Origin of the sequence: Xenorhabdus anantnagensis (assembly GCF_028598555.1) — a bacterium.
Taxonomy (GTDB): domain Bacteria; phylum Pseudomonadota; class Gammaproteobacteria; order Enterobacterales; family Enterobacteriaceae; genus Xenorhabdus; species Xenorhabdus anantnagensis.
The window spans coordinates 39,460-56,431 of the sequence record NZ_JAQRFN010000002.1 but is presented as its reverse complement, the minus strand read 5'-3'; the positions used below and the strand labels follow the sequence as shown (position 1 = coordinate 56,431).

Annotated in this window: 13 protein-coding genes; 9 read left to right on the top strand and 4 right to left on the bottom strand. The window is 40.8% G+C overall.

Going from position 1 to position 16,972, the window contains the following annotated elements; all coding sequences use genetic code 11:
- Window positions 1–9: 9 nt before the first annotated feature.
- The 9 genes from PSI14_RS01890 (at window position 10) to PSI14_RS01850 (ending at window position 11,019) form a co-directional block, all read left to right on the top strand.
- Entirely contained in the window at window positions 10–1,203 is a 1,194-nt protein-coding gene (locus tag PSI14_RS01890) for a hypothetical protein (RefSeq protein ID WP_273574151.1), read from the top strand.
- 61 nt (window positions 1,204–1,264) lie between these two features.
- Window positions 1,265–2,221, top strand: a complete 957-nt coding sequence (locus PSI14_RS01885; RefSeq protein ID WP_273574150.1) for a hypothetical protein — start codon at window positions 1,265–1,267, stop codon at window positions 2,219–2,221.
- A 152-nt stretch (window positions 2,222–2,373) separates the two neighbouring features.
- The gene (locus PSI14_RS01880) at window positions 2,374–3,312 is read left to right on the top strand and encodes a hypothetical protein (RefSeq protein WP_273574149.1); all 939 of its coding nucleotides are present in this window, start codon (window positions 2,374–2,376) and stop codon (window positions 3,310–3,312) included.
- Between the two features lie 403 nt (window positions 3,313–3,715).
- On the top strand, window positions 3,716–3,883 hold the full coding sequence (locus PSI14_RS01875) for a hypothetical protein (protein ID WP_273574148.1): 168 nt from the start codon (window positions 3,716–3,718) through the stop codon (window positions 3,881–3,883).
- A gap of 369 nt (window positions 3,884–4,252) precedes the next feature.
- Window positions 4,253–5,683, top strand: a complete 1,431-nt coding sequence (locus PSI14_RS01870) for a serralysin family metalloprotease (protein WP_273574147.1) — start codon at window positions 4,253–4,255, stop codon at window positions 5,681–5,683.
- Window positions 5,684–5,918: 235 nt separating this feature from the next.
- Window positions 5,919–6,251: an AprI/Inh family metalloprotease inhibitor gene (locus PSI14_RS01865; RefSeq protein ID WP_273574146.1), complete on the top strand. Its 333-nt coding sequence runs from the start codon at window positions 5,919–5,921 to the stop codon at window positions 6,249–6,251.
- Window positions 6,252–6,376: 125 nt separating this feature from the next.
- Entirely contained in the window at window positions 6,377–8,149 is a 1,773-nt protein-coding gene (locus tag PSI14_RS01860) for a type I secretion system permease/ATPase (protein ID WP_273574145.1), read from the top strand.
- A gap of 51 nt (window positions 8,150–8,200) precedes the next feature.
- Window positions 8,201–9,538, top strand: a complete 1,338-nt coding sequence (locus tag PSI14_RS01855) for an HlyD family type I secretion periplasmic adaptor subunit (protein ID WP_273574144.1) — start codon at window positions 8,201–8,203, stop codon at window positions 9,536–9,538.
- An 11-nt stretch (window positions 9,539–9,549) separates the two neighbouring features.
- Complete coding sequence (locus PSI14_RS01850; RefSeq protein WP_273574143.1) at window positions 9,550–11,019, top strand: TolC family protein; 1,470 nt, start codon at window positions 9,550–9,552, stop codon at window positions 11,017–11,019.
- A gap of 167 nt (window positions 11,020–11,186) precedes the next feature.
- Here the strand turns inward: PSI14_RS01850 and xni are convergent, their stop codons facing one another.
- The 4 genes from xni to PSI14_RS01830 form a co-directional block, all read right to left on the bottom strand.
- Window positions 11,187–11,942 carry a flap endonuclease Xni gene (gene xni / locus PSI14_RS01845; RefSeq protein WP_273574349.1) on the bottom strand — a complete coding sequence of 252 codons (756 nt, stop codon included), beginning with the start codon at window positions 11,940–11,942 and terminating at the stop codon, window positions 11,187–11,189.
- A 75-nt stretch (window positions 11,943–12,017) separates the two neighbouring features.
- Window positions 12,018–13,385: a nucleotide 5'-monophosphate nucleosidase PpnN gene (ppnN, locus tag PSI14_RS01840; RefSeq protein ID WP_273574142.1), complete on the bottom strand. Its 1,368-nt coding sequence runs from the start codon at window positions 13,383–13,385 to the stop codon at window positions 12,018–12,020.
- 177 nt (window positions 13,386–13,562) lie between these two features.
- Window positions 13,563–14,408 carry an NADPH-dependent 7-cyano-7-deazaguanine reductase QueF gene (gene queF / locus PSI14_RS01835; RefSeq protein ID WP_273574141.1) on the bottom strand — a complete coding sequence of 282 codons (846 nt, stop codon included), beginning with the start codon at window positions 14,406–14,408 and terminating at the stop codon, window positions 13,563–13,565.
- A 629-nt stretch (window positions 14,409–15,037) separates the two neighbouring features.
- Window positions 15,038–16,729: a cholesterol oxidase substrate-binding domain-containing protein gene (locus PSI14_RS01830; protein ID WP_273574140.1), complete on the bottom strand. Its 1,692-nt coding sequence runs from the start codon at window positions 16,727–16,729 to the stop codon at window positions 15,038–15,040.
- Between the last annotated feature and the right edge of the window lie 243 nt (window positions 16,730–16,972).

The following is a 16,972-nucleotide window of genomic DNA, read 5'->3' as shown; positions in this document are numbered from 1 at the left end:
GATTTATACATGAAAATGTATACATTTTACTCATTAACGTCACAATCTAATTTTGACCAAAATGACCCGTTGAAAGCGAGTAAAAAAACTCTTTATATTCGTCTTACATATTTGAATACAGTTATTGGTGGAATGATTGCAGCAAGAAGTTTTTCTGAGCATTTAGGAAAGGCAGCAGCAATAGCGGAATTACTGGCACAGAAAATAAATCGTCCTGCAATTGGAGTTTTGCTGGGAACTGCATCACGCAATCTTACGTTAAACAGCGATTATGTGAAAATAATAGCAAAAAGAGCTGTAGTGGCAACGGGGCTTTTGAGTGGAGGGCTTTCATATTATGACGCTTATCATGCGTATTCTATAGGTAATCAGATGGAAAGTTATTCGCACGCCGCTATCGGTACAGGCACATTAATAATGACTGCTGCATTTTGGCAATCAACGGCAGCAACTGGAGGAGCAATAACAGCGACAGCAGGAGCTGGCGCGGCGGCTGGAGGTACAGGAGTTGCAGCGGGGCCTATATTTTGGGGAGCACTTGCATTAGCGGCAATAGGCTATCTTGGGGTACTATTGTTTAGTAAAGATGAATTTGAAAATTTATTAAATAATTGCTTTTGGGGAAGGGGAAATAAGTATGCTTTTTGGGATACCAGAAGGCCGAATGATATAGCTGAACAGTTTTCTAAGACCAACAAAATGGATAATGACACAAAAAAAGCATTTTTAGTTGAACGTCAAGAATTCTTAAATTTATTTAATAGACCAGTTTTAAAAAAAGAAAAAACTAAAAAAGGAAAGATAACTTATAGTTTTCTATTACCTAATTTTAGATTGGGAGAATCAGAGTTGGTTTATAATATTTCGAAATCTTCTTATGGTGAAGAAGGAAAGAACCACCCTGGTTATTATTTTACGTTGATGGGTTATAAGAAGGCTAAAGAAAGATTTGAAAGTTTAATGGAAGATGTACTATCAAATATATTTGATAAAAACAAAAAATCAGGCAGTGAAAATCCAATTGATGAAAATGGTACTCTTACTTTGTCATTAGAAATTGAAGAAGACCATGTTAAGTATTTAAATCTTTCTTGGTACTATATGCCTACTGAAGATACTATTTCTCCTTTACGTTATAAATGGGGAGAAGAACCAATATGGGAAAATGCAATTTATGGATATAATGATGAAAAATCATTCTAAATTGTAATCTAGATACCAAAATGGTAATTTTAGAACTATTAATAATAAAAGAGTTTAAGAAATGATCGATAAAAAAGCTAATGAAATAAGAGTAAGCCAACTATCAACAGTGTGTGATCCTCTTTTGAAGGAAGATATTGGAATATTAGATAAGGAGCGATTAGAAAATGAAGGAGCTGTTGAATTAATTAATGATGAAAATTGCGTGATAATTAATGAGATTAATAGTCATCGGATAAATATTATTGTTCCTGCTCTTATAGGGTTTTTATTAGGATTTTGTTTTTTTATTAATGATTATGTTAAGGATTGGAAAGGAAATGAGAAATTTTACCTTGGGATGGTTACTATTGCTAAGCAAAGATATGGGGATGAATTTTATTTAAACCCTAAACTGCCTGAGCATTTTAAGAAATATGAATATATTAGCAATTCCAAAAATATATCTTTATTGCAATATTTTCATATTCGTTATACGGATAGTGGGTTTTATGATAAATCCACAGTACGAGGTGATTTATTACTGGACGGAGGTTTTTTTCTTCTTTTCCTTGCTGCGAATTCTTTTCTTTTGTATTTGCTGTTTTTCTCTCGTAAATTAGCTCCATTTGTTATTGATAGAGAAAAGCGCATTTTTTACACGTGGGGAAAAAGGAAAATGTATGTTGCACGTTATACACAATTAGAGGTTGTACATTATAAAAATATGTTGCTTTTAAGAACTTATGGCTTTGATGAAAATAATAATTTGTTTATTCATACTTTCAGACCTAGTATTCCTAATATCCATAGTTCAAGGATAGGTAAAGCTTATTTATTGATCTTTATGGCGAAATACTTAATTCAAGGAAAAGAAGCCGTCAGTTCAGTTGATTTTCAACGTCAAAGAACATTATTTTCATCGCTATTTGTTTTGCGTCAAGAGCCAAAACCCGCCGATTGGGAACAACAGATTTCAGCAATTCTAGCTGAATTAGATAGACTTGGGCCACCGAAAGGAGCTACTGATCCGAAATAATTATTGGAAAAATTAATATAGTAAATTATATTCTTCTTCCAAGAAAAGTAGCACCGAAGAATATTATTATTCCGGTGCTTTTTTAAAAAGTTATATTATCAGTGATTGCTTTATTATCATTTGTTTTAAATAACTAGATGGGATTATTTTATATGGCTAAGGATAACGGAATTAAATTAGAACGAATGTCAACCGTGTGTGATCCATTCTTGGATGAAGAAATTGGCATGCTGGATAAAGAGCAAATAAAAACAGAAGGCTTTATTGATTTAATTAATGATAAAAAATGTGAAATACGGTTCGGCAGGAGTAATTACCGTGAAAAAATTTTACTGGCTTCTTTAGCCGGTTTTTTATTAGGGCTTTGTTTTTTTATTGACGATTACATAACATCATGGAAAGCGAATGAGAATTTTCATTTGGAAATGGTTAGTATTATTAAAAATAAATATGGCGAAGATTTTTATCTAAACCCTAAATTGCCAGATAATTATAAAATATATGAGTATCTTGCTGATACAGAGAGTATTTCTTTTCCTCAATATTTTCATATTCTTTATATAGACAGTGGTTTTTACGGAAAATCAAGAGCTCGAAAAGGTTTGTTACTAGATGGTGGCTTCTTCCTGTTTTCTATTACCATGATTTTACTTCATTTATGGGTATTGTCTTTAATTCGTAAAATATCCCCCCTTGTTATTGATCGGGAAAAGCAACTGTTTTATACATGGCGTAAGGGAAGAATGTATGTTGCGCGTTACTCTCAAGTCGATGTTGTTAATCTCTATGATGTTCTGTATTTGAGAGTTTATGGGTTTGACAAAAATAACAAACTGATGATTTATGCTTTTGAACCCCATATTCCTGACCTAATAGACGACATAATAAGCAAAAAGTATTTATTGGCTTTTATGGCAAAATATCTGATACAAGGGAAAGAATCTGTCAGCTCAGTGGACTTTAAACGCCAATCATCAATATTTCCTTCACGTAAAAATTCAAAACCAGCAGACTGGGAAGCTCAAATTTCAGCAATTTTAGCTGAATTGGATAAACTTGGGATACCGAAAGGGGCTACTGATCCAAAATAATAGTTTTAAAAATAATTGGAAAAAATATTAATATAGTGAGTTATATTTTTATCCCAAGAAAAACAGCACCGAAGAATATTATAATTATCTCGGTGCTAATTCTAAAGTTTCAACAATTATATTGTAAATCGTCACCTTATTACCATTTATACTAGTTCTACTTCAAGATGCTAGTTTGCTATGATGATTAATACTTATAACTAAACAGCCACCTACTAAAGTAGCGGCATACACTGTGCCAAATCTAATCATGTTTATAGTAATTGAATTTCAAGATACAAGGCGGGTTAATGATTAACGGACTGAAAGTCCGGATACGTGAACCAAATGGCTGGACATTTTTGAGCAGCGTAAAAATCCCCGCCCCCACTATCCGACAATTTTGCCAAAAGATCGGGGCTCCATGACTCAGTTTTATCACCATCGTCAACGCCACTCCCACTCGCGGGATAAACAGAATGCATCAGGTGTTCCGGCCTCTTTTATCAAAGTCGAAACGGCGAAAGAAAAGCTCGTATTACTCAGCGCTGATCCGATTTTATTTGAGGGCTCTTATGGTAATGGTATCTAAAGATGTGGAATAAATTTCAAGTTGAATAAAAAATCATCTATTTTTTTAAAAATCAGTCAGGGAGATAATTCTCTCTTAGGATCAATTTTCAGTAGATAAAAACAACATTATTTAATAATAAATAATGTTGTTTCTTTATTATCAAAAAAATTACATTGAGAAATTAATAATTAATTACATAAATTAAATTTGTTTAATATGTATTCTAAAAAGTTATAGGAATTATTTTTACATAGACAATAACTAACGCTATTTTATTCTGGAGTTTTATTTCCAAGAGGGTCTCAGGAAGAATTTAAAACTCTTACTTCCGTTATTATTAAAATTTCGGGTTTTAGGATACTTGTCTTGTTTTCACAGGAGATTTACATGACCTCAAAGAAAAAATATACCTATGTGGGGTTATCTGATTCCAATTCCGTTCACGATGTTCATTCACTTCTCACCGCCTACGTTCCAAACTCTGATCCTGATGTTCGTGTTGCGCATAAGGTATTAGCAGATGAAGCGCCTGATAGGCTGGTACGTGGCGATTATCAGTGGTCCAAGAAATACATTAATTCTGGCACATTGGAATTATCGTATCATTTTCTGGAATCAGAACCTTCTATAATGCCGTGGTTTAAGATTTCTGACTTCAGTTCTTTTAATGAAGAACAACAAGAAGCCGCGAAACTTTCTTTACAATCCTGGTCTGATGTTGCCAAGATTAAATTTACCGAGGTGAGTAACGCTAATAAAGCGAATATAACTTTTGGTTTCTTTGATCATAGTGACGTAGGCGATTATGCATTTGCCACTCTGCCACAGGGACAGAAAACGGCTTATACTTGGTATAATGCGAAAAACCATACTTTTGTAGACAATGACATTGATGTGAATGGTTATGCCCGTCAGACTTTCACTCATGAAATTGGGCATGCATTAGGGCTGGAACATCCTGCCGATTATGATGCTTCTGATAAAATACGTCCAAGCTATATCAAATCAGCGAAATATTTCGAAGATTCTCGTGCTTATACCGTCATGAGTTACTTTGGTGAAAAATTCACTGGTCAAGATTTCAAATATCAATATTCATCGGCACCTTTGTTGAATGATATTTCTGCCATTCAGGAATTGTATGGTGCGAATATGGAAACTCGCAAGGGAGATACCGTATATGGTTTCAACTCCAATACTGATCGTGATTTCATGACCGCAACTGATGCTAACAGCAAACTCGTATTCAGTGTCTGGGATGCTGGCGGTGAAGATACCTTTGATTTCTCTGGCTTTACCCAAAATCAGCGCATTAATTTGAATGAAGGTGCTTTTTCTGATGTTGGCGGCCTGAAAGGTAACGTTTCCATCGCTCGTGGCGTCGTTATTGAAAACGCGATTGGCGGCAGCGGTGACGATATTCTGGTAGGTAACAGCGCAGATAACATCCTGAAAGGTGGTGCAGGTAATGATGTCATTTATGGCGGCCTGGGCGGTGATCATCTGTGGGGTGGCGAAGGCAACGATACCTTTGTTTATCTGGACGGCAAAGAGTCACTGAAAGACAACCCAGACTGGATTCATGATTTCATCTCTGGTGAAGACAAGATCGATCTGTCTGATTTCAACTTCGGCGGTACTGGCGATATCAAATTTGTGGACTCGTTCTCAGGTAAGGCTGGCGAAGTACTGATCACTTATGATAAAGCGAATGATGTTACTGATCTGGAAATCAGCCTTGGTGGTGATCTGTCTGGCAATGATTTTCTGGTGAAAGTTATCGGTCAACCGTTGACTGAGGCAGATTTCATCGTCTAATTGATGTCATCACATTAATGGAATATTGCCGTATGCCTCTCAGGATACGGCAGTATTATGAAGTGATGGAAAGGAGGTAGCCATGTCATATCGATATCGCAGTTTAGTACCTGTTTTTTTTGACCCCTTTCTTTGTAGTCGCCCGTTTTTTATATCGAAACTGTTTTTATTAAAACCGCTTTTATCAAAATCGATCTTATTGATAATTTTTTCTCTCTTTTTTGTAGGAGGATGTATGGCAAGCAGTTTGAGACTTCCATCTGCTGGTGAGTTGAAAGGATTATGGCAACTCTCCGATGGGAATAAGTTGTGCAGTATTGAATTGACTGATACCCATTTACCCGAAGGTTCAATTTGGGCTTTGAAAGGTGATGCTTGTGTAACTGAGTTGATTGGCCCGTCGGTTGAAGGATGGTATCCGTCTCCTGATGGCATCACATTGACCGATGGTGATGGCAATAGTTTGGCATTTTTTAGTCATGAGTCGGAACAGTGGATTGCCTATTTTGTTGATGGCCGGGAACTGGTCATGACATTTAGTGGCACAGCGAATGCGGCAACAAAATAAAAATCATGCATGGTTATTTATCCGATAAATTTCAGCAAAGCTGTGGATCGAAAGCTGTGGATTGAAAAATATAAAGGTATAGATAACTAATTCGTTTTGCTTCAGTTAATGATAAAGGGATTGCAGTGAAATTACGCTTTCCAAAGGATGAAATCACGGATGTTATCCGTGCACGCAGCAAGGTTTTCTGGACTATTGGCTTATTTACGGCATTCATCAATTTGCTGATGCTGGTTCCCACTATTTATATGCTTCAAGTATATGATCGAGTACTGCCATCCAGTAATGAAATGACTTTGCTGATGCTGACGTTGATCACACTGGGTATGTTCGCCATTATGGGCGGGTTGGAATATATCCGAAGCATGGTGGTGATCCGCATTGGCAGCCAGTTTGATATGCACCTGAACCAGCGGGTTTATACCGCCTCATATGAATCCAACCTGAGAAATGGTTCCACTGACGCAGGACAGATGCTCAATGATTTGGCGACCATCCGCCAATTTCTGACAGGTAATGCACTGTTTGCTTTTTTTGATGCGCCTTGGTTTCCTGTCTACCTTTGCGTCATTTTTCTGTTCAGCCCGTATTTGGGATTGTTGGCGCTGGTTGGGGCGATCATTTTGATCGCGCTGGCGGTGCTGAATCAGTGGTTATCTCAAGCGCCTCTAACAGAAGCAAACAATCTTTCTTTACGATCAGCCAATTTAGCCAGTACTAACTTGCGTAATGCCGAAGTCATTGAAGCGCTCGGGATGTTGCCGACATTGCGCCATCGTTGGTTTGGCCTGCATAAGCGTTTTCTCAATTTTCAGCGCATTGCCAGTGAACGATCCGCATCTATCACCGCATTGACCAAAACGGTGCGCTTGGCTTTGCAATCGTTGATTCTTGGCTTGGGCGGTTGGTTGGCGATTGAAGGGAATATCACTCCCGGGATGATGATTGCGGGTTCTATTTTGATGGGAAGGGCGTTGTCGCCGATTGAGCAATTGATACAGGCATGGAAGAGTTGGAGTGCTGCCCGCCTGTCATGGCAACGATTGGACAAGCTGCTGAAAGCCCAACCAGAACGCAGAAGTGGCATGTCATTACCCCCTCCTGAGGGGAAGTTACGACTGGAAAAAGTATCAGCAATGCCACCGAGTAAAATGCGGACAGTCGAGGCTTCACAAAACGGATCATCACCAAATAATCAATATGTCTTGCAGGATATCAACTTTGCCTTGAATTCTGGTGATGTGTTGGGAGTGATTGGCCCCAGTGCATCGGGAAAATCCACACTGGCTCGTTTGCTGGTGGGGATATGGCCAGCGCAAGAGGGCGTGGTACGGCTTGATGATGCTGATATCTACCAGTGGAACAAAGATGAGTTGGGGGCATCCATAGGTTATCTGCCACAGGATATTGAGCTGTTTGGTGGCACGATCGCGGAAAATATCGCTCGTTTTAATGATGTTGAACCTGAAAAAGTCATTGAGGCGGCGAAGAAAGCCGGTGTTCATGAATTAGTACTCAATCTTGAGCAGGGTTATGACACTGTGATTGGCGCTGGTGGCATGGGGCTGTCTGGCGGACAAAAACAACGAATTGGTTTGGCTCGTGCTCTATATGGCAATCCATCGCTCTTGGTATTGGATGAACCTAACTCGAATCTGGATGATATTGGTGAAAAAGCCCTGAGCCATGCGATTGCTCAATTACGGGAACAAGGTAAAACGGTGGTCGTTATCACCCACAGGCCTTCATTGCTCTCGCAAACAACCAAAATTTTGCTGTTGGTGCAGGGGAAAATGAAAATGTTTGGCCCTTCCCAGCAAGTTATGGAGGCGCTATCTCAATCTTCGTCTCCGTCACAATCACAATCGCAGTTAAAAGCGGTCGAACGTGCCTCATAACATGATTCAGCCATATTTCAATTCTTGGGATATTTCTATTTGGGAGTAAAGATGTCCTATCAGACTAACGCAAAGGATGCCCAAAACGAGGTGTCGGAATTATTGCCGCTGGATGCAAATCGTTACCTGCGAATAGGCTGGTTGGTGATTGGGATTGGCATTCTGGGGTTTCTCATCTGGGCAGCATTTGCCCCCCTTGATAAAGGGGTTGCTTCTTCTGGTACTGTCGTGGTTGATGGAAACCGTAAAACGGTACAGTCCCCTGTTAATGGCATTATCAGGCAAATTCAGGTGAAAGAGGGCGAGCAAGTGAAGGCCGGGCAGGTTTTGGTTCAGCTCAGTCAGGTACAGGTTAATGCCCAAATTGATTCTCTGAAACAACAGTTTTATACCACATTGGCAACGGAAGCCCGGCTTCTGGCTGAGCAGCAAGGGCGGGATGCTGTTGTTTTCCCTCCCACGCTCTTGAATCAGCAATCGGAACCACGCATTGATGAGATTATTGCCTTGCAGAAACAGCTCTTTTTATCACGTCGTGAAATGCTGCGCAGTGATTTGGCAGGAATGCAGCAGACTGAAGAGGGACTGAATTTTCAAATCAAGGGACTGCGGGAAGCCCTGATGAGCAAACAGCAACAGCAAGTTTCACTCAAGGAGCAGGTTACGAATCTGCAACCTCTGACTGAAGAGGGGTATTTTCCCCGTAACCGCTATCTGGAATTACTGCGTAGCCAAAGTGAATTGAGTGGCAGCATGGCTGAGATGAGTGGGCGTATCGGCCAGCTTGAAAAGCAGCGACAGGAAACGCAACAGCGAGTTATCCAGCGTCAGGCGGATTACCAACGTGAAGTACGGAGCCAACTGGCAGATATACAAGTATTGGCTAATGAGCTGGGAAATAAGCTGGAGACGGCACAATTTGATCTGTCACATACCTCCATCATTGCGCCGGTAGATGGCTCGGTGGTTGGATTAACCGTGTTTACTCAGGGTGGGGTGGTAGCTTCCGGTGAGAAATTAATGGAGATTCTGCCAACCCGGAGTGCGCTGGAAGTGGAGGCGCGTTTGATGGTGAACCTGATTGATAAAGTGGCTATAGGGCAGGATGTTGATTTGATGTTTACGGCATTCAATCAAAACCGGACGCCAAAAGTCGCGGGCAAGGTGATGGTAGTTTCTGCCGACCGTTTGGTGGATGGGGTGACAAGAGAACCTTATTACCAAATGCGGTTGAGAGTAAGCCCGGAAGGCATGGAGAAACTGGCAGGATTGAATATCAAACCGGGCATGTCTGTTGAAGTATTCGTCAAAACAGGTTCGCGTTCATTGCTGAGCTATCTGTTCAAGCCATTGATGGACAGGGCGTCTACATCGCTGATTGAGGAGTAACGGGGATGTTGATGTATTACCGTTTTTTTGCCAATAGATACACCTCGATATTTTATTTATTTTTCAACAAGTTATTTTCTGTGTCGTTATTGTCCGTGTCATTATTATCGCTGGTGTTGTTTTCTCGTTCTGCCAGTGCGCTTTCCTTAACGGAGGTTTATGCGCTGGCATTGCAGCACGATCCGACGTTTCAGGCTGCGATCAAAGAACAGGAAGCCGGGCAGGAAGAAAAAAATATTGGGATGGCAGAGTTACTGCCCAAAATATTAATCAGTTACCAGAATTCGCCGCAAAACTGGCAGAAGATGGAATCGCAATCTTTAAACAATCGGGGAAGGGCCATCAGGGAGAGCCGTGATCGGCAATATAACAGCTATAACGGTGCGATTGTCTTGACTCAGCCGTTGATCGATTTCGAAGCGTGGGCGCGTTATCGAACCCGCCAGGCTTATACCTTGATGAGTGATAGCCGATTTCGGGCGGATAGCCAGCAATTGGCGGTCAGAGTAGTGAACAATTATATGGCTGTGGCTTATGCGCAGGATCGTTTGGCACAAGTAGCCCAGCAGCGGGCAGCTTATGAGGAGCAACTCGAGCACAATCAGAAATTGTTTTCTTCCGGTGAAGGCACTCGTACTGATGTAGCGGAAACTCAGACGCGTTACAGTCAGGTACTGGCTGATGAGTTAGTGGTACAAGATGAGTTGGATGCAGCCATTCGTGACTTGCAGTTATTAGTTGGCATACCGTTGCCGGCAGATTTGCCTGTTAATCGTTTATCTGACTCTTTATTTAACTCTTTATCCAACTCTTTATCCAACTCTTTATCTAATTCTCCGCGGTTCAAAACAATCAAACTAGACTTAGAACACTATGCCGATTGGGAACAGCTGGCATTACGTCAGAATCCACAACTGGCGGCGACCCGACAGAAAGTTGAGGTAGCGTATCAAGATATTGCGCGCAATCGCGCGGGGTATCTGCCGAAACTGGAGTTGTATGCTTCCCATAGCGAAAATAAATCCAGCAGCGATAACAGTATCGACCAAAAATACCGGACTGATTCTATTGGATTGCGCGTGTCCATGAACCTCTATAATGGCGGAGGTACTTCGGCGGCGGTGCGTCAATCAGCAGCAAACTATGGCAAGACTAAATATGAGATGGATGCTCAGACAGGAGAAATCCTGAATGCGCTGAGGCGCAATTATAACGCCTGTGTGAATGGTGAAAAGCGGATACGGGCCTATGAAATGGCGGTGGAAGCGGCGGCATTACAAGTGAAGGCGACCCAGAAAAGTGTAGCGCTGGGGCAGAGAGTGAATGTCGATATATTGAATGCCGAGCAACAGCTTTATACCGCTCGTCGTGAATTATCTCAGGCAAAATATGACTATATGAAAGCATGGATTGGGTTATTGAATGAATCCGGTCAATTAAAGGGTGAACATATTAAGTTAATTTCTGATTATTTTGGTTAGGATGATTGGTTAAGATGATTAGTTGAGATGACTGAAATGTGATACCACGTTTTGCTGGCTTGTAAAATTTGCATAGCAACGGGTATCACACATCATATTCCTGTAACAATATGTTTCTGTAACAATATATTTCTGCAACAATATATTCGTATAACAGCATTAATTTTTTATCTATTGATAAGTCTCAATTGCTGCAAATTTCCCTGTAGTGATAAGTCGGTTTTTAGCGCTGCAATTTCGCGGCTGATATAAGCCATTTCTTTATGAGATTCCAATTTATTGCGCCATTTATCCGGCAAGGTTTCCAGATTCTGGAATAAATTATCCAGTGAACCTGCTTGTTGTAACAGAATGGCCGCAGTTTTGGGGCCAATGCCCTGAACACCGGGGATTTTACTGCTACTGATGCCTGCAAGCCCCCAATAATCGGGAAGCTGGTTAGGGGCAACGCCAAACTCTTGCTGGATAAAAGGTAAATCCAGCCAGCGTTTTTGGAAGTAATCACGAATTTGGATATTGGGAGAAATAAGCTGGCAATAGCCTTTATCGGTTGAAACGATCGTGACACTATGCCCGCTATCAGCGACTTTTGTTGCCAGTGTTGCGGCTAAATCATCCGCTTCATGCCCTTCCGCGTGCCAGCAGGCGACTCCCAGTGCATTGAATGACTGCTTAATTAATGGCATTTCTTGCTGCAAATTGTCCGGCATGGCAGAGCGTCCCGCTTTGTAATCGGGGAGAAGATGATGGCGCCAGCTCTGGCTGCGATCATCTTCATCAAATACCGCCACGGCATGGGTTGGGGATGCGTGGATGATTAACTGCTTTAACGCATGTTCACAGGCGGGAATACAAGGGCTTCCCTGTACTGCATGGATGCGTCGAATCAGATTTAAAGCGTCTACAATCAAAAGGTGTATCATGGTCGTCATATTCCATCCGTGGATTGATTCCTTGGCACCAGCCTCATTGAATTGATGAGAAAAGGCATCTGCGATTTATTTGATTATCTCATAACATGGCTCATAAGCAGTGCCTCCGGGAAGTTTCATGCGATCCTGCTCTACAAAATCTTTCAGAAGGTTGTCCATGCTATGCATGATATCCACATCTCCATGGATCTTGAATGCCCCATGTTTTTCTATGGCATGAATACCCACTTCTTTTACATTGCCTGCCACAATACCAGAAAATGCGCGTCGTAGCGCTGAGGCCAGTTTTTCTGGTGACTGATTTGGGAATAAATTCAGGTCAGCCATGTTGTCGTGGGATGGACTGAATGGAGACTGCAAATCAGGGTTGATTTTCAGTGACCAGTTGAAGCTATAGGCGTCTCCGGTAGAGAGGCGGTTTTCTTTGACGCTCAGCATGGCTTTTTTCATGATACGAGCGACTTCTGACGGGGCATCCACAATAACGCGATAGTAATGGCGAGCCTGTTTCCCCAGAGTATTAACGATAAATTCATCCAACACTTGAAAGTAATTGGCGCTTTCTTTGGGACCAGTCAAAATCAGCGGTAGAACTTGCTCTTTATTTTCGTGACTCATCAAAATAGACAGCAAATACAGCAATTCTTCTGCCGTTCCTACCCCGCCAGGGAAGATAATGATGCCATGGGCTATACGGACAAAGGCTTCCAGACGCTTTTCAATATCAGGCATAATGATCAGTTCATTCACCAGCGGATTGGGTGGCTCTGCTGCGATAATTGAAGGTTCTGTAATGCCAATGAAACGACTTTTCTTGTAATTCTGCTGGGCATGCCCTACTGCGGCTCCTTTCATCGGCGCTTCCATTGCACCAGGCCCACAGCCCGTACAGATATTCAGTTCACGTAATCCAAGCTCATTCCCTACTTTGCGCCCGTACAGGTATTCTTTCTCATTAATGGAATGACCACCCCAACAAACAATCATATTGGGTTCTTCCGAGATGTGCAGTGCTTTGGCGTTGCGCAGGATTGAGAAAATGGTATTGGTAATGTGCATACCATTTTCCATATTTAAATTGTTCGCTTTCTGTGCACTGACAATTTGCGCGTGAACGAACAAAATATCTCGCAGTACTGCGAAAAGATTTGCTTGCAGAGAACGGATGATTTTGCCATCAACGAATGCTTCTTCTGGGGGATTAACGAGTTCTAGTTTTACGCCGCGCTCTCTACGCAGTACGTTGATATCAAAATTTTCATATTTTGATAATAATTCTTTACTGTTATCTGTCTGGCTACCGGAGTTGAGAACGGCCAGTGAACAGTTACGGAAAAGGCGGTATAAATCACTGCTTGCGGTACGCTTAAGCATATCTACTTCAAGCTGAGAGAGTAAATCCATCGATCCTAATGGATTGACATGTGTAATCAAGAATGTCTCCTTTTACCCTTTGCAGGGGTTCCTCAATAATGATTTATACCCTCATCTTTCAAGTTGCTGCTTTTTTATTGCTTTTACTCATTTACCGTCACAGCAACTCGAAATCTATTGGGTATAACTGATTTCATTCAGCAATTTGTTTAGCTGTCACTAATCAGTTCACTTTGATTACTGGCGGGCTAATCTTCCTATTGCTGGAACAAATGCTTCGTTACTGCGCCATGGATTGATATCCAATCCTCCCCGACGGGTATAACGTGCATAAACAGTGAGTTTTTCAGGAGCGCATAACGTCATTAAATCATTGAAAATGCGTTCGACACATTGTTCATGGAATTCATTGTGATGCCGAAAAGAAACTAAGTAGCGCAATAGCTTTTCCTGATCAATTTTGGCACCTTTATAACGGATCATGACAGATCCCCAATCGGGCTGATGAGTGATCAGGCAGTTCGATTTTAGCAAATGGCTAACTAAAGTTTCTTCAACGACAGGGCCAGTTGCCGCATTGTTAAGATAACTGCGCTTGAATTGATAATCATCGATTTCAATATCCTGATTATCGATGCATTTTCCTGCAAATTCAGCAATGGGTTGCTGGCTGAAATCGTGGAGAGGATGTAACACAACTTCAATATTGCCGTTGGCACAAGCAGATAAATCTTGTTGCAGGGTTTTTTGTACCGTTTCCCAATCAGCAAAGCGGGTCTGATTAAAACTGTTCAGATAAAGCTTGAAACTTTTTGATTCGATAAGGTTTTCGCTGTTCGCATCTAAGCTGACATGACCGATGGCAACTTGGGGGACGCCGCGTGTGTTGAGCCAGGAGAGTTCGTACATTGTCCAGATATCAGCCCCATGAAAAGGGAGGTTATCCGGAAATAGTTCAAGCGGTTCACGATTCATACTGCGGGGAACTGCCTGCAATAAAGTAGGATCGTAGTTATCACGGTAAGGCGTTGGTTTACCTAGCGTGAGTTGGGAGAGGGCCTGATTATCCTGATACAAAGACATTAGGGTTCCTTAAAAGCTGAAAAATCTTACGGTTAAGATAGTTTTTGCGACTGTGGCAGCCTTTAGTGTATCAAGGAATCCTAACGGTTCGTATTTTTATTGTTCATTATTCCTCATGTTCATCAAGCCAGCTTAGCGCAGCTTCTATACTCTTCGTCTTTCAAGTTGCCTCTTTGTTGGCTGCACTCACCCCGGTCACATAGTTATCTATGCTCCCGGGGATTCGCTCCCTGGCCGCCGCGATGCATCTTGAAATCCATTGGGTATACAAGGCTAAGTCTTTTTGCTTTGATGGATGCGCTATAAACCCAGAGTTCGCCATTAAGTTAGTTATTGGTTTACCTGAAGTGCGGGCAGGGGCAAAATTCCATTACCTATGTTCGTGAACTTTATTTCATGATTAAAAAGTTTTTGATGTATTTTGATAAGCAGTTTTCAGGGCTATTTTATATTTAAATATATTCAGCGTCTATTTGATCCAGATAGGTATTATTGAATTGTTCGTTGTTTTGAGTTTTTGATTCAATTTTTATTACGTATTTATTTATGTTTTCTCTATTTATTCAATTTCTCCACATTTTAGTAAAACAGCAGATATATAAATATATCTGCTGATTATTAGAGAGTTCTTAATCAGAAAGTAATTTATTCAATAATGGCGATCTAAATACATGATGTGGATCATACTTCTGCAATGCAGAAATTGTCAAAGCCCAATTGTTATCAGCAGATAAACTATCAGTAAATGAAGCAGGGATTTTTTTTGTTAATACATCGGTATCCTCCCATGCAGTCGTTTTTCCATATGCCCAACCTTTACTCCATTCGACACGGGCTGATGCGTAAGTCCCATTAAATTCTTGAAATAACCATTGCTCGAATTTACGCAGAAATTCAATGGAATATGGTGTGTTCGGAAAGGTCAGTATATCTAGCCAAACTGCGACATCCCATTCAGGGTGATCCAAACGGGGACGAATGGCTGATAAGCCAGGAGCAACCGCTTTTTCATGCATGACTTCGGCAGGTTTATCTAACCCAGTGACTCTAACCTCAAGGGGGCCGTTGATCGGGTATTTTCCTTCAATTTCAAATTCTTCAATCAAATTTTTCCATTGGCTATAAAATACGCTGAGTACACGTTGAATATCAGCACGGCGTGTTAATACGGCATAACCATTTGCTGTAACGCGTAATGTTGTCGGTTTTACATATAACAGCAGGTTTTTACTCCAGCCCCAGATATCTTTTTCACGGCCTTGTAAGGCGATGTTTGTAAGTAGATATTGCATTTCACCTATAAACGGAGTGACTGAAGGGTTAATGCTAAGGGCTTCCTTCACAAGATCCGATATGATAAGTGGAATATTGTCGGAAAATGGGTAGTTATAGGGGGCGTTAACTTCAATGCTGGAAGGGGGTTGAGTTGGTGCTACACTCCAGACCTTTAGCCATGGATTATATGTAAAGGGAAACAAAATTATCTCAGCCCGGCCACTTTGATCTAAGAATTGGCTAAAAGTTCGATTTCCTTTTGCATTTTCTGAGGAGGCAAACAATTCCGCCGCAGGAATATCGGTAAAGCTTTGACACCGTAAACGTTGATTTTTACCCGCCTGTAATTGGACTTCCAAAATAAGGGCGCTGCCTATATGGGTTAATAAAGGAGCACAATTTGGATCACTGCGTTCAAACTGTTTAATGGCATATTGCTGATTTTCTTCATCCCACACGATAGCTGACAGGGATAATATCGTATTACTGAGAGAACCAAATGTATGTCCCGGAAGTAGCGTTTCGTCAAGAGCATTAATGGCAGTTCCGTGCCCTCCTATTGCGAGAACAGCGCCGAGTGTTAAATCTCCGGGAGCAGGTGTTGCAGTGAAGCCCAAGCCTTGCTCTTCCATTTGGGTCATTAACTTTTCCATCAATATGCCAGTTTGTGCTGTCACTATGGAAAATTGAGAGCGGTGTTCGATACTGACCTGACTAAAATGAGGGGAAAGATCCATCAGCATAATGCGGTTTGTGAAACTTTGCCCTGATTCCAATATCAATGGTGACCAATTATGTGATTGTCCGATGGGCCTTAATTTATAATTCTCTTTCCATGCCCAATTGACAACGGTAATAACTTCCTCGATAGATTTAGGTGTGCAGCACGGTATATTATAAGCTTGAATTTCTCCTGACCAATTTTTAAAGTTTATTATTTCCCAGATGATTTCTTTTGGAAAATAAGGTGGGTTATATTCTATTTCCGTAATTGTCTCTTTTTGTAACTGATTGTTTTCTTGTTCAAAGAGTTCTGATGAAGACATGTTCTATTTCCTTATTTGTTAATTGGTAGGATTTTATTTTTTAATATAAATTCAAGAATAAATCTATTTTTATGTGTTTTTTATATATTGTTTTTCTGATTGGACGTGGTTGTTGAAGCTATTTAATTTGAGAGGTGTTAGTTATTTTGTTGTAGTTCAGATAAATAACTTTGTTAACTATGCACATAATCGATGATGTTATAAATAGAAATGGAAAATAATTATTTATTTTTAATTTATTGA